The sequence below is a fragment of the Nostoc sp. DedQUE05 genome (genome assembly GCF_034530955.1).
Classification (GTDB): Bacteria; Cyanobacteriota; Cyanobacteriia; order Cyanobacteriales; family Nostocaceae; genus Nostoc.
In genome coordinates, this window is record NZ_JAVRCB010000019.1 from 1 (window position 1) to 21,203 (window position 21,203).

General features: G+C 41.0%; 18 protein-coding genes and 2 pseudogenes. 6 read left to right on the forward strand and 14 right to left on the reverse strand.

What is annotated here, in order from left to right; translation table 11 throughout:
* The first annotated feature begins 599 nt into the window (after nucleotides 1-599).
* From RMZ42_RS16015 to RMZ42_RS16030, 4 genes are all read left to right on the forward strand, one after another.
* Complete coding sequence (locus RMZ42_RS16015; protein WP_322672306.1) at nucleotides 600-1,073, forward strand: hypothetical protein; 474 nt, start codon at nucleotides 600-602, stop codon at nucleotides 1,071-1,073.
* Between the two features lie 356 nt (nucleotides 1,074-1,429).
* On the forward strand, nucleotides 1,430-2,170 hold the full coding sequence (locus tag RMZ42_RS16020) for an SDR family oxidoreductase (protein ID WP_322672307.1): 741 nt from the start codon (nucleotides 1,430-1,432) through the stop codon (nucleotides 2,168-2,170).
* Between the two features lie 75 nt (nucleotides 2,171-2,245).
* Nucleotides 2,246-3,340 (forward strand): alkene reductase, encoded by a 1,095-nt coding sequence (locus RMZ42_RS16025; protein WP_322672308.1) that lies wholly within the window; start codon nucleotides 2,246-2,248, stop codon nucleotides 3,338-3,340.
* 235 nt (nucleotides 3,341-3,575) lie between these two features.
* Nucleotides 3,576-4,289 (forward strand): rubrerythrin family protein, encoded by a 714-nt coding sequence (locus tag RMZ42_RS16030; RefSeq protein WP_322672309.1) that lies wholly within the window; start codon nucleotides 3,576-3,578, stop codon nucleotides 4,287-4,289.
* A 229-nt stretch (nucleotides 4,290-4,518) separates the two neighbouring features.
* On the opposite strand, the gene RMZ42_RS16035 is transcribed toward RMZ42_RS16030, so the two are convergent.
* From RMZ42_RS16035 to RMZ42_RS16055, 5 genes and pseudogenes are all read right to left on the reverse strand, one after another.
* Nucleotides 4,519-5,094, reverse strand: a complete 576-nt coding sequence (locus tag RMZ42_RS16035) for a TMEM175 family protein (RefSeq protein WP_322672310.1) — start codon at nucleotides 5,092-5,094, stop codon at nucleotides 4,519-4,521.
* A 110-nt stretch (nucleotides 5,095-5,204) separates the two neighbouring features.
* Entirely contained in the window at nucleotides 5,205-5,843 is a 639-nt protein-coding gene (locus RMZ42_RS16040; protein ID WP_322672311.1) for a Uma2 family endonuclease, read from the reverse strand.
* Between the two features lie 202 nt (nucleotides 5,844-6,045).
* On the reverse strand, nucleotides 6,046-7,434 hold the full coding sequence (hisS, locus tag RMZ42_RS16045; RefSeq protein WP_322672312.1) for a histidine--tRNA ligase: 1,389 nt from the start codon (nucleotides 7,432-7,434) through the stop codon (nucleotides 6,046-6,048).
* 89 nt (nucleotides 7,435-7,523) lie between these two features.
* A complete protein-coding gene (locus RMZ42_RS16050) occupies nucleotides 7,524-7,970 on the reverse strand; it encodes a DUF3598 family protein (protein WP_322672313.1) in 447 nt (148 codons plus the stop codon).
* 95 nt (nucleotides 7,971-8,065) lie between these two features.
* Nucleotides 8,066-8,300, reverse strand: a pseudogene (locus RMZ42_RS16055) (aldehyde dehydrogenase); the annotation flags it as partial.
* Between the two features lie 82 nt (nucleotides 8,301-8,382).
* Between RMZ42_RS16055 and RMZ42_RS16060 the strand changes: the two are divergent.
* Nucleotides 8,383-8,571 carry a hypothetical protein gene (locus tag RMZ42_RS16060; protein ID WP_322672314.1) on the forward strand — a complete coding sequence of 63 codons (189 nt, stop codon included), beginning with the start codon at nucleotides 8,383-8,385 and terminating at the stop codon, nucleotides 8,569-8,571.
* A 40-nt stretch (nucleotides 8,572-8,611) separates the two neighbouring features.
* Here the strand turns inward: RMZ42_RS16060 and RMZ42_RS16065 are convergent, their stop codons facing one another.
* From RMZ42_RS16065 to pbpC, 9 genes and pseudogenes are all read right to left on the reverse strand, one after another.
* Nucleotides 8,612-8,815 (reverse strand): hypothetical protein, encoded by a 204-nt coding sequence (locus RMZ42_RS16065; RefSeq protein WP_322672315.1) that lies wholly within the window; start codon nucleotides 8,813-8,815, stop codon nucleotides 8,612-8,614.
* Nucleotides 8,805-9,011: a hypothetical protein gene (locus RMZ42_RS16070; protein WP_322672316.1), complete on the reverse strand. Its 207-nt coding sequence runs from the start codon at nucleotides 9,009-9,011 to the stop codon at nucleotides 8,805-8,807. The genes RMZ42_RS16065 and RMZ42_RS16070 overlap by 11 nt, the downstream gene beginning before the upstream one ends.
* A 7-nt stretch (nucleotides 9,012-9,018) precedes the next feature.
* Complete coding sequence (locus RMZ42_RS16075; protein ID WP_322672317.1) at nucleotides 9,019-9,396, reverse strand: GIY-YIG nuclease family protein; 378 nt, start codon at nucleotides 9,394-9,396, stop codon at nucleotides 9,019-9,021.
* A gap of 44 nt (nucleotides 9,397-9,440) precedes the next feature.
* Nucleotides 9,441-9,680, reverse strand: a complete 240-nt coding sequence (locus tag RMZ42_RS16080; RefSeq protein ID WP_322672318.1) for a hypothetical protein — start codon at nucleotides 9,678-9,680, stop codon at nucleotides 9,441-9,443.
* Between the two features lie 71 nt (nucleotides 9,681-9,751).
* Nucleotides 9,752-10,078 carry a hypothetical protein gene (locus tag RMZ42_RS16085; protein ID WP_322672319.1) on the reverse strand — a complete coding sequence of 109 codons (327 nt, stop codon included), beginning with the start codon at nucleotides 10,076-10,078 and terminating at the stop codon, nucleotides 9,752-9,754.
* The gene (locus RMZ42_RS16090; protein WP_322672320.1) at nucleotides 10,075-11,493 is read right to left on the reverse strand and encodes an aldehyde dehydrogenase family protein; all 1,419 of its coding nucleotides are present in this window, start codon (nucleotides 11,491-11,493) and stop codon (nucleotides 10,075-10,077) included. Before RMZ42_RS16090 ends, RMZ42_RS16085 begins: the two co-directional genes overlap by 4 nt.
* A 67-nt stretch (nucleotides 11,494-11,560) precedes the next feature.
* Nucleotides 11,561-11,674: pseudogene (locus RMZ42_RS16095) on the reverse strand (nitrilase); the annotation flags it as partial.
* Between the two features lie 130 nt (nucleotides 11,675-11,804).
* Nucleotides 11,805-12,575, reverse strand: a complete 771-nt coding sequence (locus RMZ42_RS16100; RefSeq protein ID WP_322672396.1) for a red chlorophyll catabolite reductase — start codon at nucleotides 12,573-12,575, stop codon at nucleotides 11,805-11,807.
* A 150-nt stretch (nucleotides 12,576-12,725) separates the two neighbouring features.
* On the reverse strand, nucleotides 12,726-15,038 hold the full coding sequence (gene pbpC, locus RMZ42_RS16105; protein WP_322672321.1) for a penicillin-binding protein 1C: 2,313 nt from the start codon (nucleotides 15,036-15,038) through the stop codon (nucleotides 12,726-12,728).
* Nucleotides 15,039-15,523: 485 nt separating this feature from the next.
* Here pbpC and RMZ42_RS16110 point away from each other — a divergent pair, with 485 nt between their 5' ends.
* The gene (locus RMZ42_RS16110) at nucleotides 15,524-21,202 is read left to right on the forward strand and encodes an alpha-2-macroglobulin (RefSeq protein ID WP_322672397.1); all 5,679 of its coding nucleotides are present in this window, start codon (nucleotides 15,524-15,526) and stop codon (nucleotides 21,200-21,202) included.
* Nucleotide 21,203: the final 1 nt, after the last annotated feature.

Consider the following 21,203-nt stretch of genomic DNA (forward strand, 5'->3'; position numbering starts at 1 on the left):
TCGCCTACATTTGTGATGACCCGTAGCCAAAAATGGATAAAGTCGAGCTAAGAGGTTGTTTGAAAAGTGGTTGGCTGTGATTTTAGGCACTAACCGATCCCCCCTAGCCCCCCTTTTTAAGGGGGGAACCGGAATCAAAGTCCCCCAATTTATCGGGGGATTTAGGGGGATCTAGAACGTTTTGTTACCGAGAAGAAAACTTTTCAAACATACTCTAAGTGTCTATCTATGCAATACACTCTGAACTCACTCCACTCTTTTCTCCTAAAAAGAAATCATTAGTGAAATTGTTTTAAGATATAACTCGTTTTGTCAATAGTGATTACGCTGTAAATTATCTATGCTATTGAGTATCTCATTAAGCTTTATACTAAATTTTATGGCAAGGATGAACGATGCTTTTAAATATGCGTAGGCGTAGCTAGTCTTTTCTATGAAACGCTATGCGAAGGCATCACAGGCTGGAAATTTGCGTTTGTAACCTCAATTTTTACTAAATTTAATCACCATTACTTATTGACAAATGGTTAATGACCTTAACCTGTCACCAATGAGTAAAGGTAAGCAATTACTTGATTACCTAACAGAGGCAAACAATTATGTCAGTGAAAATCATCCAATCTAAGTTTGGTTTAGTTTTAACTTGTTTACTTGGACAAATAATGTTGTTGGCTGCGCCAGTACAAGCTGGAGTGGAGGGCAAAAGCTACGATGTCAATGTTCAGTCAAGTCAGGGAGATAATTTTACTGCTTGTTTTGAATTTAACGCCAATGGTAGCAGCCTTCGCTCTGTTGGACAAGACGCTACTTATGAGCTAAACGCTACTTATAGCCGTACAAATCAAGGTCGGGATCAGAGAAATTGGCAAGCAGTAACAAATCCCAATTCAGAAGAAAGTGTCGCACTTAGCGGTCAGGTAAGAGGAGACTTGATTCCAGATCGGAGGATAAGTGGTAATGCTATCAATTCCAAAGGCACTACTTATACATTTAATGGAACACTCTTATCTGGGGAAGTATGTCCAGAGTTTTTGATTCAAGGGGAAGGTCAAGAAAATCCCTTCTTCAAATAATTTAATCTACGCAGATATGATAAACCAGATGAGCTTTTGGTTAACGAAGACAGACAATTTATAAAAGATGTTTGTAGACTATGGTCAAGACAATACCTGTGTCATCAGCATTTAAATTCTGTCAAGTTCGGTAGGGCGTAGTTTACTGCCGTAGGCATTGTGTTTAGCTCAATGAAGACTCTATAAGTTCAATTTAGCTTCATTTCTCCCGCCTGAGAGTTACTTGAATTCACTGGCGGGATTTTGGCTGGAATCAAGTCGGGAGTTTTAGCAGCGATCGCTAAATTTAATCTTGGTAGAGTACCTTTAACAATAGATAATCATTTTAGTTAACCAAAATTAAACTCGATTAATCTATGGCATCAATAACCGGGAAAGTTGCAATTATTACTGGTGCATCGCGGGGAATTGGACGAGCGATCGCACTCAAGTTAGCTGGTAATGGCGCATCTATTGTCGTTAACTATGCAGGGAATGCAGGCAAAGCACAAGAAGTTGTTGCAGAAATTGAAAAGTTGGGAGTAGAAGCGATCGCTATCCAAGCTGATATTAGCAAAGTGCCCGACATCAAAAGGTTATTTGAACAAACACTTGAACGTTTTGGTAAAGTCGATATTTTGGTCAATAATGCTGGAATTGCTTTCTATAAACCAATTACTGAGGTGACAGAAGAAGATTTCGACGCGATTTTTGCCATTAATGTTAAAGGCACTTTTTTTGCTTGTCAACAAGCCGTGCAGCACATGACAGAAGGCGGACGGATTATCAATTTTTCCTCATCAACCACGGTGATGATGCTGCCAACTTATAGTGCTTATGTAGGAACCAAGGGTGCTGTTGAACAAATCACGCGGGTACTAGCTAAAGAATTAGGTGCAAAAGCGATCGCAGTTAATGTTATTTCTCCTGGCCCCACGGATACAGAACTATTCCGAGAAGGCAAAACACAAGAACAGATAGATCGTTTAGCGCAAATGGCTGCTTTTAATAAACTGGGAGATGTGCAAGAAATCGCCGATGTAGTAGCGTTTCTCGCTAGCGACGAAGCTAGGTGGATCACTGGGCAAAATATTCGTGTCAACGGTGGAATCGCGTGAGGAAAAGCTCTCCTAACGATCCCCGTTTTCAAACCTCAGTCAGGAATGTGCAACGCCGTAATCGAAATTTAAGTCATGAATTCCAATATCAATCTTTTCACACCAGTTCAACTTGGCCCTTATACTCTACCAAACCGAATCGTAATGGCACCGATGACGCGTTTACGGGCAATTGCAAGTATTCCCAACTCGCTAATGGCAACTTACTACACCCAACGCGCCAGTGCTGGGCTGATCGTTACTGAATGTACAATGGTTTCACCTCTGAGTTTAGGATACATTAACTGTCCAGGAATTTACTCAGAAGAACAAGTGGCAGGATGGCGGTTGATAACTAATGCAGTACACGAACAAGGGGGCAGAATTTTTTTGCAACTTTGGCATTCTGGGAGAGTTTCTCACTCAGCTTTACTTAATGGAGAATTGCCAGTTGCTCCCAGTGCAATCGCAGGGATTGGTTCACTTCACACACCCATAGGTAAAGTATCGTTAGAAACTCCCCGTGCTTTAGAAACTCCAGAAATTACCGAAATTGTCGAGCAATTTCGCAAAGGTGCCGAAAATGCCTTGGCAGCTGGTTTTGATGGGATTGAACTTCACGGTGCATTTGGCTATTTAATCGATCAATTTCTCCAAGATGGCTCGAACCAGCGCACAGATGAGTATGGCGGTTCAATAGAAAAGCGTAGCCGATTCCTCTTAGAAGTTGTGGAAGCAGTTGCTAGCGTTTGGGGTGCAAACCGGGTTGGGATCAAACTTTCGCCAAGTAACACTTTTTATGGAATGCATGACTCCAACCCTCAAGAAACTTTTGGTTATGCTATCAATGCTCTTAACCCCTTTGGACTTGCCTATCTTCACCTGATGGAACCGAACGAAGTCGATTTAGCAACCCGCGAAGTCATGAACCCAGTTACACCCTACTTTCGGCAAATATTCCAAGGTACTTTGATTACTAATGGTGGCTACGATCGCCAAACAGGAGATAGCATTCTTGCTAGTAGCAATGCAGATTTAGTTTCTTTTGGCAAGTTATATCTTGCTAATCCTGACTTACCAAAACGCTTAGAACTTAACGCCCATTTGAACGCTCCAGATCCAAAAACATTTTATGCCCCTGACGCTACAGGATACACCGATTACCCATTTTTAGAACTTCAGACAAATTAAAGCAATCATAGTCATCTCTAAATCAAAAATATAATTTGTCAGTTGTACCATTTTTCGGTTTTATAATTGTCCAAGTAGGAGAACACAGCCGTGCTAGCTTCCGATCAAAACAGATTGCTTATGGGATGACAAAGTTTGTATAAAGCATTTATAACTTATACAAATAACGGCTGATTATCCGGTTGTAAAGTTTGTGCTTTTGCACTAAATATCACTTATCAGGCATTAAAAAATTATGGATTTGTCCAACTTTACTACACTTCAAAACTTAGAAGCTGCCTTCGGTGGCGAATCGATGGCAAATCGTAAGTATCTGTTTTTCGCAGATGTAGCGCGTCAACTTGGGTTTACAGACTTGGCGAAACTTTTTAAAGAAACAGCAGATCAAGAAACTGAACACGCTTTTGCACATTTTAAGTTACTACATCCAGAACTTGTGGTAGAAGATGCAGCTGCTTTAACTGATGAACAAAAGCGGGAAATTGTATCTCGCTGTTTATCTTTGGCAATTGAAGGCGAGACTTACGAATATACTACAATGTATCCAGATTTTGCCGCAGATGCCCAACGCGATCGCGACAATCCAGCAGCTGAAGAATTTCTCAAACAAGCTCAAGAATCTACCGATCATGCCAATACATTTCGAGAAGCTGCTCACCGTTTTGGCTTGTTAAAATTCATCGAAAATTACCACGCCGATCGCTACGCTGAAGCCTTAGAAGTATTAAATGGAGGACAAGCAGCAACTAGAGTTGCTGGTGAACAACCTAAAACTCGGAAATGGATTTGTAAACAATGCAGCATGATTTACGACCCCGTTGCTGGCGATCCTGATTCGGGAATTGCACCTGGTACACCTTTTGAAGAAATTCCTGAAGACTGGGAATGTCCGATTTGCGGTGCTAGTAAAAAAACCTTTAAACCATTTGAGGAAAAAGTTGCAGCTTAAAACGACAATCAATTAGGCAATCTTTTTTAGCAACTAAACGCGAAGCGTCTTAAAAGATACTTCGCGTTCTTGATTTTTTATACGTACAAATTAAATGCGTAACAGCTGAGGTATAGCACAAGCCTTGGTGGTTAGGACATCAACAGACGATAAAACTTAGACACAAAAAGGCTTTTCACCCAGTCCCCAGTCCCCAGTCCCCAGTCCCTTGCTATAATTCGTAATTCCTTTAGGAAGTATAAATCTTCTCAATGCGACGGTCAGGAATCAGCCACATAATTGCGACTAAAACGTACAATGCACAAGCAAACCATGAGTTTACAAAGGCAAGTGGAATTCCCACAGCATAGACAACTACTGATATTTTTCCTTTGAAGTCTTCACCAACTGCGATCGCTAGAGTCGAATCTTTGCCGTGGTGAGAAATCAGGGTACGAGTCAGAATGAAGTAAGCGATCGCATTCAACAACAACACCGTACCATAAAGGGCAACAGGCATGGCGGCAAAGTGATTCTCGCCCATCCAACCAGTGACGAAGGGGATTAGCGACAACCAAAACAGCAGATGCAAATTCGCCCAAAGGATACGCCCATTAACCTGTCGGACTGCTTGTAGTAGGTGATGGTGATTGTTCCAGTAGATGCCGATATAAATAAAACTCAGCACATAGCTGAGAAATATCGGGATTAGCGGACGCAGGGCGGCTAAATCGAACCCATGCGGCACTTTGATTTCTAGTACCATAATGGTAATGATGATTGCAATCACCCCATCGCTGAATGCTTCTAATCTCCCTTTTCCCATGTACGCATTCCTTTTCTATTTATTTAAAAGTAAGTTGTGACACTCTGCACTTTATCGTATCAAGTAGCCACCGTTGATGAAGATTCTCTGCAAGCGCAAAATCAAAATCTTTAATTCTCACTTGCCAATTTCCGCCGTAATTCCCGAATAGCAGCGCTAGTATTGCGCTCGTAGGCAATTTTTAGAGACTCTGTGACTACTTCTGACACATTGATGTTAGGGAAATAACGGCTATTGGTTTCAACAGTGTAGCGATCGCCCTGCAATCTGTAAATTACCAGCTGGTTTTTCCTAAACAACCAAACTTCTGGTACTCGATAAGGTAGGTAGTCATTAACATCGGTGTAGCTGGTGATGTCTATTTCCACCACTAAATCGGGTGATGGATCGACACCCCAATTGATGCGATCTTTACCTGCGATCGCTTCCCAGTTTTCAATATAAAAACAGTAGTCTGGTTCTATACCACTTTTCTGTGGTAGTTCCATTGTGATTGGGGTAAAAGCCTCGTATTCTCGTCCCAGATAATCGAGCAAAACTTTGACTACATCTGCAATTACACTTACTTTTCGCCCATGTTCTGGTAGCGGTGCCATCAAGAGAATTTCTCCATCTCGATATTTAATACGAGGCGAGGAGCGATCGCCTAGTTGTTCATTGAGTGCTTGATAATCTTGCCAACTTCCAGGTAGGCGTACTACCGCACCTGGGGGCAAATGGATTGTATCGGGTGTGACAACAGCAAACATACAACTGAACCTCCACCTCAACTGTAATATTTTAAATATCAATTGCTGCGGCTGAAAAATACAGCAGCTATAACAATTAAACCTAAAAGTGCTATAGGAACCCAGAGATTAGGGACATCCGATAAACTCATAAATGACTTCCAAATAAATATGATATATGAGGCAGATTGCAATAGACAGTTGCTACTTGATAAATCAACTTTTAAGTAAGCCTTCTTTTAACTTCCTCAGCTAGATTTTCTAGTAGTACTTCTACTTGTTCGCCTGTTTTCAAATCTTTGAGCGATGACTTTTGTGCTGCTGCTTCTTCAGAACCAATAATTACGCAAAATTGAATTCCTTGCTTCTCTGCTAATTGAAATTGTTTACCCAAGGGACGCTTATCAAAGTTCGTTATGACATTAATTCCCGCCTGACGCAGACGTTGAGAAACTTTTAAATAAGTAGGCATTAAATCTTCCTGCATATTCACTACCATCACTTGGGCTGGTGTAGCAGCTAAGGTATTTAGAATACCAGCTTTTAACAAACGACTAATTAAGCGAGTTAAGCCGATAGAAATACCGACACCAGGCATTTTTTCGCCCAAGAAGACCCCGACTAATTCTTCATATCTACCGCCAGAACATATACTACCTAAAGCTTCATGTCCTAATAGAGTTGTTTCGTAAACTGTGCCAGTATAGTAATCAAGACCACGGGCAATGGATAAATCAATACAGAAACGATTTTCGGCAACTCCAAGATTACGCACTCCAGTAATTACCGTTTCTAATTCGCTAACTCCTAAACTCAATTGCTCAGTTTCTGGCAGATTTTGGGCAAGGTGCTTGAGCTTATCTAAGACTTCATCAACGGAACCGTCTATTTTGATAAATTCAATTATTTTTTGCGCCTGCTCTACTGAAATTCCTTCTTTCTCTAAATCTTGTTTGACTTTACTTTCACCAATTTTTTCTAGAGTGTCAACAATACCAATACAAGATTTTATCTGATTTTCGGCAATACCCAATGATTTAAAGAAACCAGTCAGAACTTTTCGGTTGTTGATGCGAATCAGAAAATCACCAATATTAATTGCTTCAAATATCTCAGTGATAATTGCAGGCATCTGAGCATCATAGAGCAAACTGAGTTCGCGACGCGCAACTACATCAATATCGCACTGGCGGAACTGACGAAAACGCCCATCTTTCGCCCGTTCTCCCCGAAAAACTACATCGGTTTGATAACGAGCAAAGGGAAAGGTTAATTCATTCAGATGACGGGCAATATACGCTGCTAAAGGAACTGTTTGATCGAACTTTAAAGCTCTGGCTTCCGAACCAGTTTCACCCGATTTATCTCTCTCGGCTTGTCGATTTGGTGGCAATATGGGATTGATTCCATAAATGATATTATCGCCTTGATTACCTTTAGCTTGTAGCACTTCTAAACGTTCTACAGCAGGTGTTTCGATGGGCGTAAATCCATAGCTTTCAAAAACTCTACGGATGATATCTAGCAAATATAATTCTAGACGCTTTTCGCTAGGAAGAAATTCTGGAAACCCGCTAGGGGTAGAAAAGTTTATTTTGTCACCTTTGGCCATGCGTATACCTTACTAAGTTGAAATTTGAGATGAGAGTTATATCATGTCTAGTTGATTACTGAAACCCCTGACAGATTTTACTCCTATGTCTATTTTATTCGTTCTTCTTGCACCAATGTACGTTGATAGAGTTGATCGTTCTTAAACCAATGCCAGGTACGGAAACGATAGTTATTGCAAGGACTGAGGTAAATCACTTCATACAAGTAAGCACTCGGAGCCTTCTTAAAAGTAAATCGGAACATAATAGTTGCATCGTCTACTTCCCAAGCATTACCCTTAAGGCGTTCAGTGTCAAACCATACTTTTTTATCTCGATATAAACCAGGAAAATGATGTTCTTCTTGTTTGCCATTAGGCCATTTATAGCGATTTATTTGGTAGTATGAATAAGGAGGGTTTTCAATAAATTTGCAGCTTAAATGAGAAGTATATTTATCTAAAATTTTTCCTTCTGTATCAACTAGTGTATAAGAACCAGACCACTCTCCTTCTTGACGGGCCATTAGGGGCATTTCTATTTTCATGATAGACATGTTAAACTCCTATTTCTATAAGCTTTATTAGAGACTATTATTTTTCTTGTTATGAATTATCTATTATCCCTTCAGTATTCTTGATTATTAAACCACTAGGGGTCACTCATTGAGTTAGTTTTTAATCAAAATAGCTTTTTTTGGCATGAACCGTTTCAGCGCCGCTGCACCCATACGTGACTGTCTCAAACCGGAGAATTTGAAAGCGTTTTTGTCTGCCTCATGCATGATGGCTGTGAGTCCAGCATCGTTGATACTAATAGCACCTGCATCTATCTGGTAGGCAACTTCTAAGGCTTCTGTTTCTGAGGCAAATACAGCAGCACTTAATCAGTGCGGGCACGATTGTTATTATCAGGACTAATATTCCTTCTCGAATAAGTGAGCTACAACTTAATTATGTTCGCATATTATGAGTAGAGAGTGGGGAAGGTTATCAAAGACAGCTTTATTAATCATCGCTGGCGTAAATTCTTTAGATAAACTGGCAAAACCAATACTACACGCTGCCATGACATCGCTGTGGCCGCCAAAAATTGAGAGAGTTTGCGTGGCTAGCGATCGCCTTACGATCTATCCAGTTGAGCAAATTCATATCTAGCAACCTTTTTGGCCTTTCTTATCCGTCGAACTCACGCTAATTAGTGCCGAAATCCTGACTGAAAATTCTGCAATGCAAAATTCTGTTTTTCTTCCAAGCGATGCCTGCGGCGGGCTACGCCTACGCGTTTGTCGTCGGCTTCTAATGTTCCGGTTAAACGGCTGCAAGTAACCTCTGTATCCACACAAATATCTTTCGCCAGTCCCGTCGCCTGCGATCGCCAGTTGACGGTTTTATTGTCCACGCCCTGGCTTGCAATCTGCAAAACCCAACGCCTCTGTGTCGAGAAAACTTGCGATCGCCATCTCAATAACTGCTTCGATTGGATATTCAATTTCAGTAGCACGAGCTATTAGAGCGGTACGAATTCGTTCAGGTAAGCATCCTAAAATAACTTCGGCATCATTGGGGGAAAGTTGCTCTTGGAGTTTGGCTTGCATCGCTTTACTACCCTTCGGTTGGAATTTGGACGTTGTAAGGAGGTTCGGTGGCTCTTAAAATAATGGCTTCTAGCTCCAATAGTAACGTAGGGTTTTCCCAATATGAAATCAATTGCACTGCGATTCGCACATCTTCATCGTTATACTTATCGAGCCACGCCCACAAAAAAGCTTTATGTCCACCACTGAAACGCCCCCGCAAGCTCTTGGTTTTACCGATATAGAGCAATCCATGAGTCTTGTGCCTGATTGCATAGATGCCAGGACGAGCCGGAATGGTCGCAAAATCACGGCTCAAGGGTTGGCATTGTTCAAAGGGAATAAAGGCGATCGCATCCAGAATTTTCCGAGCTTGAGCTTGAAGTTCAGAATCATTTGTCGGCATGAAGACGAGAGGGGTGATTGCACAGAAATCATACTCTCACGAATTCAGTCATTTTCAAGCCCTTCCCAAAGTTGAGCAACTGGGATAGTTTGCCCAGTCATTGCTTCGTGCCAAGCTTGCCGGAAATCTGCTAAGACTTCTGCTTGAGATTGATCGTTTAGAATTTCCTCTTCTGGAATTAGAACAATAACTTCTACGCGACTGTTTTTATCTGTCATGAGAGGATAATCTAAGGTTAGTTGTCCTTGCTCATTAATCGTTGCCATGACTTTAACTGCTTTCATTGCTATTCCAATATGCTAAGTAGTAGTGGTTAGGTTAATGTCCAAGTGTTTTATGAACGAATGGACTTGTTTTATGAACGAATAGATTTGTGTTGTGACGAATGGATTTGTGTTGTGAACAATAGACTTGTGTTCTGAACGAATGGACTTGTTTTGTGAACGAACAGACTTGTGTTCTGAACCAAAACCATCAAAATTCTTCCAGGTGCTTTGATTATCGCGGCCGAGACTGTGGCAGAGGCGATCGCCTCTAGTAAAATAGATATTTTGAACAAGATGCGAATGCAATGCCAACTCTTGGAGACGCTTTGCGTAGCTTGCTTCTTTAAAAAAGTACGGCGGCAAGCTACGCTATTGGTTACGGTAATCAGTTGCATAGTGACGATCGCATTGGTCACTCCCCATTCTCAAACCACCAAGGGTCATTAGTAGCATTAGTTTTAATCAAAATAGCTTTTTTTCGCATAAATCGTTTCATCGCTGCTGCACCTATGCGTGACTGTCCCAAACCGGAGAATTTGAAGGGGTTTTTCTCTCCCTCATGCATGATGGCGGTGAGTCCAGCATCGTTGATACTAATAGCACCTGCATCTATTTGGTAAGCAACTTCTAAAGCTTCTGTTTCTGAGGCAAATACAGCAGCACTTAATCCATAGATTGAGTCATTGGCTAAAGAGATTGCTTCATCTATTACAGAAAAAGGCATGACTGGCATAACCGGGCCAAAAGTCTCTTCGGTCATGACTTTCATGGAATGATTAACTTGGGTAAGCACTGTTGGACGACACCACCAACCCCCACCTAAATCCTCGATGACACCACCGCAGTGAATTACTGCTCCTTTTTCCACTGCATCTAGAAGATGATCGCTAATGATGGCTGCTTGTCTTTCGGCAATAATCGGGCCGATTTCTCCACTTTCGACTGTGGGATAGGCTAGCTTAAGGCGATGTGCTTTGGCTACTAGTTGATGGTAAAACTTTTCAAATATCGAGTCTGCAACGTAAATTCGCTCAATTGAGAGGCATGACTGCCCGGTGTTGACAACGGAACTCCACAAGATTGCTGAGGTTGCTAATTCTAAGTTGGCTGATTCTAAAACGATCGCTGGATCTTTTCCTCCTAATTCCAAAAAAGCTGGAATAAACTGTTTTGCCGCTGCTTGTGCAACTTTTCTCCCTGTGGCTACACTGCCTGTAAAACATACCAAATCTACATTTTCAATTAAAAGAGATCCGGTTGCACCTGCTCCTTCGACAAAAGTTAATACCTCGTGCAGTTTGGGAACAGTGTTGAGTGCTGTAATTAGTGGTGCTACAAAGCGGGGAGTGATTTCACTGGGTTTAACAATGACAGCACAACCTGCCAACAACGCCGGAATGGTATCAACAGTAGACAGTGACAGGGGAAAATTCCACGGGCTAATTACCCCAACTAAGGGATAAGGAACAGATGTTTGTTGCAAGGCAATAAAGGGAATGGCTGTATTTTTTGCCGATTCTTGCAGCAATTCTGGTGCTAACCGACACCAGCGATCGATGCTGGAGAGGAAGGAGTCTATTTCTAATACCGAGGCTGACAATCTTCCTGTATCATTTACCAAAGCTTCCGTGAGGCGATCGCGTCCAGATATTATCGCATCCTTCCACTGCTGTAAAGCTTCAATTCTCCCCTCTAAACCCAACTGCTGCCAGCGAACTTGTGCCCTGCGCGTCCGCTTACATTGCTGTACCACCAGCCTTGGAGGCGGCGGGATAATTACGTAATCAAATTTGCCAGTTCGGGGATTGCGGACTTCTATTGGTTTTGTCATTTGTCATTTGTCATTTGTCATTTGTTATTACTTGCCAATCCCCAATTCCCAATTTCCATTCCCAAATTTAAACCATCCGCAGTTTGGTTAAGCGCTCAATGGTGGTTTGCTGTGTTTGCAGGAAGTGTTTGCAGTTTACTTCTCTTTCCAGCATAGTATTAGCAGGGTAAAAGTGTGATTGGCGATCGCTTGTTTGGTTAATTGCATAACAAGTAACTTGCGATGCTAAAGCGCAGTACGATTCTAAATTAGTGGACATGGAAAATTGAGAGCCATAACAAATGACCAATGACCAATGACCAATGACTAATTTAGAGAATCCGATCGCCACCCCAGAGCGATCGCACAAGTTTATCTGTCAATTCCGAGCCAAACATCTGTGCGGCAAATTTATTACCTGGATCGCGTTCAGCACTGATACGGCGGAGTTCTAAATCACGAGCAGCTAAAGCTTCTCGTGCATCTTCTGGCACAGGTTCGGCTACATCTACCCAAGTTAACCAGCGATCGAGTGTTTCGCGTGCAAGTGTGCGAGTTAGTTCGAGAGTTTCAAAAGTAGGTGCGCCTGTGTAACACAAGCTAACAGGCGATTGAAATAGACGAATATAAGTACTTTTGCTGGTAAATACCTTGAGCCGTGAATCTGATTGTAACTTTAAGAATGTTTGATTAACTGGCTCATAGTAGCGATCGAGATATGCCAAATCGGTTAAAAGCTCAGTTCTGGCAATGTAATCTATATAAAAGAAAATATTTCCATCTGGAAGTGTGCCAAACTCAAAGGCCAAATGAGGAACCTGAATATGGGACTTCAACCAAGTAGTGAGACGCATAGTACCAAAGTTTGATTTTTCCGGGTTTCCCAACCACGAATGCACTAGCCAGTCAATTTCTTCTCCAGAAAAAGCAGTCAGCGAACCTTTCATGTTGCCATCAAGACTGCTATATTGCTGTAAATTTTCTACAGAAGCGTCTGGATGTAACTGAAAACGAGCCTCTAATTTTTGGCGGAGTTCCTTTGTAATCTCCCACAACTGCTCAAATACAGCTTTATTATCTAAATCAGTTGGTTGCTGAGTCATGGTTTGAGTTTGCAGTTTTTTTATAAACTTCATATTTAGTTTGACACTTTCCGGTATCTAATTCGTTAGCGATCGGGACTTACGCACAAGTCACGGAAGATCAAACCACAGAGAACGCAGAGAACACAGAGGAATAAGAGTTAGAGAGCTTCAATTATTACTAATAGAAAATCCTCGACGCGTAGGTTTAACATTAGCTAACTCTACCTGAAAGCTTACTTTGTCGTTCATTTCCCCGCTTCTCGCTTCCAAAGTCCACTTACCAGGACGTAAATTCCAAAATAAAGAATTAGCTGAGTTTGTATCTAACTTTTCGCCATTTAACCACCACTCGACTGGTGCAGATTTATTTCCCGCTAGCTTAAATTCGAGTTTTTGCTTCGTTTCTTCACCAGGATAAACTAAAAATAAATCGCCATGATGCGGAGATAAAATTCTCAAACTGGCAGAAGTAAAATTTGACTGCTGTTGTTTTGCCAACCATTCATTATATTCTGGTGGCAAATTGAATTGATAGTCGCGTTCGTAATTACTTTTATCTTCAGGATAGAAATATTCTTGCACCACTGAGGTACAATCTGGGGTGGGTCGTAATCCAGAGATTGCACAAACAGGTAATTGCACTAAACCTTCTGGAGATGGAAAACCTGCTGGTTCTTGATGTTCGTGCAGATGTAACATAATTCGATTCCATAAAGGTGCTGCACCTGTCACACCTGAAACTTGTCGCATCGGTTCGCCGTTGAAGTTGCCTACCCAAGTAGCGACGGTGTAATCTGTAGTGAAGCCAACAGTCCAAGTATCCCGAAAATTGGAAGAAGTGCCAGTTTTAACAGCAACAGGAAAGGGTAAATTTAACACCGAGTCTACACCAAATGCTGTTGCACGAGCATAGCTGTCACTGAGTATGTTGGTGATTAATTGCCAGATTGTGTGATTAAGGAGTGGGGAGTTTGTAGAGACGCGATTCATCGCGTCTGTAGGGATTGGGGAATTGGAAAATGTGCTTACTAAAGAAATCGCCTCTCCTTGTCGTGCTATGGTTAAGTATGCACGGGCTAATTCCCAGAGACTGACTTCGCCACTACCTAGAGTCAAACCTAAACCATAATGTTCTGGAGTTTGATTGAGGTGTTCAAATCCCAGTTGATGCAGTCGTTCTAAAAAAGTTTCCACACCAACTTTTTCTAACACCTTTATTGCAGGTACATTTAAAGAATTTGCTAAAGCGATTCGCACCCGTACAGGGCCAAGAAATCTTTCGGTGTAATCTGTGGGGCTGTAAAGTTTCGCGCCGGGAATTGCATAATGGGTGGGTACATCCGCCAAAATAGTATTTGGGCGAATTAAACCTTTTTCTAAAGCTAGTTCATAAACAAAAGGCTTGAGGGTAGAACCTGGTTGACGTAGTGCTTGCACTCCATCATTGCGTCCCAGTTTAGCTTCATTAAAGTAATCAGGTGAACCGACATAAGCCAAAACTTCACCAGTGTGGTTGTCAATCACCAACGCAGCAGCATCATGGACATTGTTAGCGGCTAGGGAAGAAATTACCTGTTGTACCTGTGCTTCCACAAACTGCTGTAAAGGGCGATTTATAGTTGTGCGGATGGGGAAATTTTGTTCTGTTTGCGTTTTATCAAACTGATTGGCTAACCAAAATAAAAAGTGTGGTGCAGCGATAATTCCCCCTTGGCGAGACTGAAACACAACCTTTTCGGTGTGTGTTCGGGTTGCGATCGCACCACTAATATACTTTTCCTGTACCATCCGATTAAGGACGTATTTTTGCCGCTGCTTCAGCCGTTCCCAATGTTCGTAAGGATTAAAGTATGTGGGATTATTGGGAATAGCAGCCAACAAACTAGCTTGAGCAAGATTCAATTCACTAGCTGGAATGGAAAAATAAGTCTGTGCGGCGGCTTCCACACCATATATATTCCCGCCCATTGGTAGCCGATTGATATATGCAGCCAGAATTTCATCTTTGTTCATCCCTGCTGCTAACCGCCAAGCTAGCCAAATTTCACTCAGTTTACCAGAGAAGCTGCGCGGCACTGGATCTAACATCCGCGCTAACTGCATGGTAATTGTAGAAGCGCCAGAAACAATTCTTTTGGCGTGCATGGCTTCTTTGCTGGCGCGGATAACAGCTTTCATATCCAACGCCCCATGATGGTAAAAGCTGGCATCTTCGGCGGCTAAAATCGCATGGATAAACTGGGGCGAAACCTGATTTAGTGGTACTACTGATGTATGCTCTTGGTCGCGGGTGAGCAATGTTCCTAATGGTAAACCATTGCGATCGCTAAATTGCATTGCCAACTGATTTTGAGCAATATCTGCGGCACGAATGGGCGCAAAATAAGGTAGTAAGCGTACCACCAGACAGATTAGCAGCACAGCCAGGATAACTTTACTACTGTGCTTAAGTTTGAGTAGCGATCGTAAAATTAGTTTCATCAGGGAATCCCCTGTCCAAGAAAACCTACCTTAATTTTGACGCAGCGATTACATCTATATCAGTCAATATGTCAAATCCTTAATAATTTATTTGAAATCACTTAGCAGATGTAAATTAATATTTGCAGAAGTTAAATACTTATTAATTAGTTAAGAATTGTAGTGATTTTTTGGAACAATTACACTAGATTGGTTATCTATGTAAATAAACATAGTTAAATCCAAAGTCTGAGTAAAAAATAGTCGTCTGCATCCCTTATTAATCTTGCCATTACCAAGTAAATCAGGTAATGCAAGCTTTTGCCTGCTATAATTTGTGAATTTTTTATTTTGAATTACTAAAAAATATGATTATCAAATTTTTACTCAGTTCTTATCGTAAAATTCTCTATCTCTTTCTTAACGTCATTAGCGGTTTGTTAAAAAAAATTAGTCATTTTTCACGCCAGAAGAGAAAAATACAATTTATTCTTCTCTTCACATTCATGCTAGTGATGACAGGATGTAATTTCTTTAGTATCAATTCAAGTAAAGAACAACTTCCAGCAGTATCCTCACTCACACCACCAAAATTACCAGACTGGATTGAACAAATAAGTCCCATTGGAGATGCAAAACCCCTCAACCAAATCCGCATCCGTTTTAAAGAAGCTTTAATCCCAGTTGAAAGTCTTGATAGTCCAGAACAGCAAAACATATTACAAAAATTTGCCCTTTGGCCGCCTTTACCCGGTCAATTTCGCTTTTTAACACCACGCATGGTGGGATTCCAAGCTGAAAAAGCATTACCAATAGCGACGAGGTTTCAAGTTACTCTGAAAGCAGGTTTAGCCGATTTAAAAAATCATCGCCTAGACAAAGATTTACCTTGGACTTTCAACACTGAATCCATTAAATTAACTAATTTACCTGGTGTCAATCCCATAGAGAAAGCTGATATCGAACCAATTGCTTTACAACAGAAGTTACAGTTTACTTCTAATGTAGAATTGGATTTAGCTTCTGTACAAGAACATTTACAGCTAATTCCCGAAGGTAAAAGTAAAGGTACAAATTTTAAAGTTGAATTAAACAAAGAAGAAAAACCATTAAAAAATGAAGAAGATCCTTTAGAAAAATTTGACCCTTCAGCACGTAATTGGATTTATAATCTCATCCCACAGCAAAATCTGGAAAAAGCAACCAGTTATCGCTTAGTATTTTCTCCCGGAATACGTCCTGCTTATGGCAATCTAGCGACAGAGAAAGAATTTGCTAGTAAATTAGCAACTTATTCGCCTTTAGCATTTCAGAAAATTAACTATTACGGACAGCCGGATTCAGGCGGAACATTTGGACGATTTGTTAAAGGCAGCCCGCAGCTAGAATTTAATAACATTTTATTAGCAGATTCAGCTAAAGAAAACATTACTATTAATCCAGCACCCAAAGAAATTTCGAGAATTTTGGAAGTTAATGATGAAGATAAAATTGTCGGGATTAATCCTTATGCGCTAGAACCTGCCAAGACTTATACAATTACTATCGGCGGAAATCTCAAAGATAAGTTTGGGCAAACTTTGGGTAAACCTGTCACCCTTAAATATGACACTGGAGATTTAGCTGGGGATATTTGGGTACCATCAGATTTGAATATTTTCCCTACAAGTAAAAATTTACAGCTAAATATTAGTACGGGAAATTTGCCAGAATCTAAATATAAAGCCGCTTATCGAGTAGTTAAACCGACAGATTTAGTTTATTTTAATAATAGTAGTGATTTATTACCACAACCTTCTGAATGGCAAAGCTTTAAGGTATCGGTTAAGAAAAATCAATCAGTTGATATTGCTGTTCCTCTGCGGGAAAAAATAAATTCTACTACCGGCATGTTAGCTTATGGAGTCCAAGCCCGCACGAATAAATATCAAGAGAATGGGAAGGAACTGTGGCGCGAACCTACGACTTATGGCATGGTTGAATTGACAAATTTGGGCGTATTTACTCAATGGTTTCCTGAGTCAGGGTTAATTCGTGTCAATCATCTTACAGATGGTTCGCCAGTTCAAGCGGCTGCTGTTGAAATTTATCAATCAAAATTACAAGCAAAATCTCGTCCAGAACCAGTACCTTGTGCAACAGGTAAAACTGATGACAATGGAATTTTTAGAATTGTTCGTGAAGGATTACAAAAATGTTATTCTGGCAATGAAAGCTCTAGTAAATCACCACAGTTATTAGTAATTGCCCGTGAGAATCAAGATTGGGCATTTGCTAGAACTGAAGAATATAGCGGTGTTTATGGCTACGGTATTGATGCAGGTTGGCAAGATAAGAAGCCAGAATCACGCGGGGTAATTTTCTCAGATAGACAGTTATATCAACCAGGAGAAAAAGCTTGGTTGACTGGTTTTGCAGACTATTTACAAAATGGTGCGATTCAGCAAGATAAAAATGCTGCTTACCAATTAACTTTGGTAAATCCCGACGGGCAAAAAACCAGCTTAGGTACGCAAACCACAAATGAATTTGGCAGTTTTTCTCTGGAACTGTCAATCAAAACTACTCAGCGCTTAGGCTACTATACAATCCAGGCGAAAGGTAAAAATGGACAAGAAATTTCTGGAGAGTTTCGGGTAGCTGAGTTTAAGCCACCCAACTTTAAAGTGGAACTTAACTTAGATAAAGAATTTGCATATATTGACGAGAAAGTTAATATTAATGCTACAAGTAATTATTTGTTTGGTGCGCCTGTAGAAGGTGGAGAAGCAAAATATTTTATTACTCGCCAGCAGGCTGATTTTGTGCCTAAAGGTTGGGAGGGATTTACTTTTGGTAGGCAATGGTTATGGCCGGAGGAAACCCCTACTATATCTACTGATGTATTGCAAACTAATGCCCAACTAGATGCTAATGGTAAAAGTAGTCAAACTGTAAATGTGGCAAATGATTTACCATATCCGATGACTTACCAAGTAGATGTGCAAGTTGCAGATGTTTCTAATCTATCTGTAGCGAATTCCAAAACATTTACAGCCTTACCGAGTAATCGCCTCATCGGACTAAAAAGTAATTTCATCGCTGATGCTGGTAAGGCTTTTCCTGTTGAAGTGATTGTTACTGACCCTACAGGAAAAGCAATCACAGGTCAACGGGTGCGTTTGGAATTACAACAGATTAAATATAGCAGCGTTACGCAGTTGGTGGAAGGTAGTCAAACTCCAAAAAATCAAGTTGAATATAAAACGGTAGGACAAGGTGAAATTACATCTGCTAGCAATCCGCAATCGGTAAGTTTAACAGCACCGGAATCTGGTTCATACAGGATTAGAGTTAATTTTAGTGATGCAAAAGGTGAATTAAGTGCCACAGATTTACAAATTTGGGCAACTGGAGAAAATCCAGTATTTTGGGGTTCTAAAGAAAAAGATGTCTTAGAAATTAAATTAGATAAAAAAGAGTTTAAACCTGGTGAAACTGCTACTGCAATAATTCAATCTCCTTATCCAGATGCAGAATTGTACTTTGCTGTAATTAAAGATAAACCCCTTTATCAGCAGATAATAAAAGTTCAGGGAGGCGCGCCACAAATTCAGTTTCAAGTTACGCCAGAAATGCTGCCAAATGCAGCCATTGAAGCTGTATTAGTTAGACAAGGTAAACCCATAAACCAAGTGGAAGCGGGAAGTTTAGATAACTTGGTGAAGATTGGTTTCACACCTTTTAAAGTTAATTTAGAAGATAAGTATTTAAAACTGCAAGTTAAGCCAGTGCAAGCATCATTAGAACCTGGTGCAGAAGAAACGGTACAGCTAGAACTGAAGGACAATCAAGGCAATCCCGCCAAAGGACAGTTTACAGTCATGGTGGTAAATGAAGCGGTGTTACAACTTTCTGGTTATCGTCCGCCAGATTTGGTAGATACAGTTTATGCAGAACAGGTAATACCTACCCGCTTTAACGATAATCGCGCGGATGTTATATTACAAGCACAAGATGTAACTAAACCGAAAGGTTGGGGTTATGGCGGTGGTTTCTCAACTGGTGCAGCAAATACTCGCACTCGCACCGATTTTCAAGCCTTAGCTTACTACAACGGTTCTGTGCTTACCGATGCAAATGGGAATGCACAGATAACCTTTAAACTCCCGGATGACTTAACTACATGGCGAGTGATGGCTGTGGCCACTGATGGAAATCTGCGTTTCGGGAATGGGGAGGCGACGTTTATCAGCACCAAACCATTGCTAACTAATGCCATCTTGCCACAGTTTGCCCGTCCAGGCGATCGCATTCTCGCTGGCTTATCTGTAACTAACAACACTGGGAATACAGGAAATCTCTCAATTAATGGCGAACTTAGCGGTAATGTGAAGTTTGCTGAGAAAAACCCCACAGCGACTTCTTTGCAAACCAAAGCTGAATCCGCAACTCACGCTTATCGTTTTCCCATGCTGGCGGATAGTGTGGGAACTGGTAAAGTTCGCTTTACGACTCAGCTAAATGGTACAGCCGCAGATGCTTTTGAAGTACCCTTGGAAATTAAGCCAATTGAAATTACAGAACAAGTGGTTGAATCTGGTGTTACTGAAAAACAGGTAAAGATTCCCCTGAATGTCGATAAAAATACCTTCCCTGATGCGGGAGGTTTAGATATTCAGTTGGCGAGTACTTTGATTCCAGAAATTAAAGCGCCAGCAAAGCAGGTTTTAGAAGATGATGATTTACCATTTACAGAACCGGCGGCGAGTCAATTAATAATTGCTGCTAATTTGCAAATTATTGCACAGAAATATGGTCAGACATTTACAGAATTTAATCCTAGCCAACAGGCAAGTCAAGCAATTGAAAAATTACAAAAACTCCAAATAGCTGATGGTGGTTTTGCTGCTTTCCCCGGACAAGAAAAATCTGACCCTTGGGTTTCTTCCTATACGGGTGAATCTTTGGCTAAAGCTAGTCAGGTGTTCCCTAATTTAGTCGATTCTGCAATGGTGTCTCGCCTGAAAGCCTATTTACAAAAAGTTCTAGCAAACCCCGGAGAATATGACTTTTGCAAACAACTACTCTGTAAAAGGCAACTGCAACTTAATGCTTTAATCTCATTAGCAGAATTGGGAGATAAACGCAATACTTTCCTCGCAGATATTTATGAACAGCGCAATAATTTTGATGTAGCAACTCAAATTAAACTAGCGCGATACTCATCTCAATTCCCAGAATGGCAAGATGAATCTCAACAATTAGCGAACAAACTGCAACAGAATGTTTATGAAACTGGCCGCACAGCAGTTGTGAGTTTACCAACTAGTTGGGGATGGATGAGTTCATCTACTACGACGCAAGCGCAAGCTTTACGCTTATTTATTGCCAAACAAAGTAAACCCGAAGTTATAGATAAATTATTCCAAAGTCTTCTGGCATTGCGACGGAATGGTACGTGGCAAACCAACTATAATAATGCCCAAGCTTTAACAGCTTTGGTAGATTATAGTCAACTGCAACCCACACCACCTAATTTTGTTGCCACAGTGGAATTAGCTGGTAATAAGTTAGGAGAAAATCAGTTTAATGGCTATCAAAATCCCAGCTTACAGCTAAATGTGCCGATGAATAAATTACCTCGCGGGCGTAATGATTTAACCCTGCAAAAATCAGGTAATGGCACTTTACACTATCTGGTTGCTTATAATTATCGCTTGCAAGGTAATCAACCAGGCAGGTTTAACGGACTACGCATAACACGAGAAATTAGTCAAGTAAATAAAGAGAAAGTTTTGCAAAAAACAGGTCTTTATGCTTTCGATAAACCCTTGACTTTAGCATCTGGACAAGTGTTTGATATTGGTTTAGAAATCATCGCCGATCGTCCTGTGGATCATTTGGTGATAAAAGATCCCCTACCATCAGGTTTTGAGGCTGTGGATGCGAGTTTTCAAACTGCTACAGCTGCATTACAAGCAAAAGCCGATAGCTGGGAACTTGGTTTTAAGAATGTGTACCGCGATCGCATTATCGCCTACGCCGACCACCTGGAACCAGGAGTTTATAGCTTGCATTACTTAGTCCGTTCTGTGACACCTGGGACATTTTCTTGGCCTGGTGCTGAAGTTCACTTGCAATATGCGCCAGAAGAATTTGGGCGTACTGCTGAGTCTACATTAATACTGGAGGATGGGAAGTAAT

Coding starts and splice junctions, on each gene's coding strand:
- RMZ42_RS16015 (WP_322672306.1), top strand. CDS start 600: ATGTCAGTGAAAATCATCCAATCTAAGTTTGGTTTAGTTTTAACTTGT.
- RMZ42_RS16020 (WP_322672307.1), top strand. CDS start 1,430: ATGGCATCAATAACCGGGAAAGTTGCAATTATTACTGGTGCATCGCGG.
- RMZ42_RS16025 (WP_322672308.1), top strand. CDS start 2,246: ATGAATTCCAATATCAATCTTTTCACACCAGTTCAACTTGGCCCTTAT.
- RMZ42_RS16030 (WP_322672309.1), top strand. CDS start 3,576: ATGGATTTGTCCAACTTTACTACACTTCAAAACTTAGAAGCTGCCTTC.
- RMZ42_RS16035 (WP_322672310.1), bottom strand. CDS start 5,094: ATGGGAAAAGGGAGATTAGAAGCATTCAGCGATGGGGTGATTGCAATC.
- RMZ42_RS16040 (WP_322672311.1), bottom strand. CDS start 5,843: ATGTTTGCTGTTGTCACACCCGATACAATCCATTTGCCCCCAGGTGCG.
- hisS (WP_322672312.1), bottom strand. CDS start 7,434: ATGGCCAAAGGTGACAAAATAAACTTTTCTACCCCTAGCGGGTTTCCA.
- RMZ42_RS16050 (WP_322672313.1), bottom strand. CDS start 7,970: ATGTCTATCATGAAAATAGAAATGCCCCTAATGGCCCGTCAAGAAGGA.
- RMZ42_RS16060 (WP_322672314.1), top strand. CDS start 8,383: ATGAGTAGAGAGTGGGGAAGGTTATCAAAGACAGCTTTATTAATCATC.
- RMZ42_RS16070 (WP_322672316.1), bottom strand. CDS start 9,011: ATGCAAGCCAAACTCCAAGAGCAACTTTCCCCCAATGATGCCGAAGTT.
- RMZ42_RS16075 (WP_322672317.1), bottom strand. CDS start 9,396: ATGCCGACAAATGATTCTGAACTTCAAGCTCAAGCTCGGAAAATTCTG.
- RMZ42_RS16080 (WP_322672318.1), bottom strand. CDS start 9,680: ATGAAAGCAGTTAAAGTCATGGCAACGATTAATGAGCAAGGACAACTA.
- RMZ42_RS16090 (WP_322672320.1), bottom strand. CDS start 11,493: ATGACAAAACCAATAGAAGTCCGCAATCCCCGAACTGGCAAATTTGAT.
- RMZ42_RS16100 (WP_322672396.1), bottom strand. CDS start 12,575: ATGACTCAGCAACCAACTGATTTAGATAATAAAGCTGTATTTGAGCAG.
- pbpC (WP_322672321.1), bottom strand. CDS start 15,038: ATGAAACTAATTTTACGATCGCTACTCAAACTTAAGCACAGTAGTAAA.
- RMZ42_RS16110 (WP_322672397.1), top strand. CDS start 15,524: ATGCTAGTGATGACAGGATGTAATTTCTTTAGTATCAATTCAAGTAAA.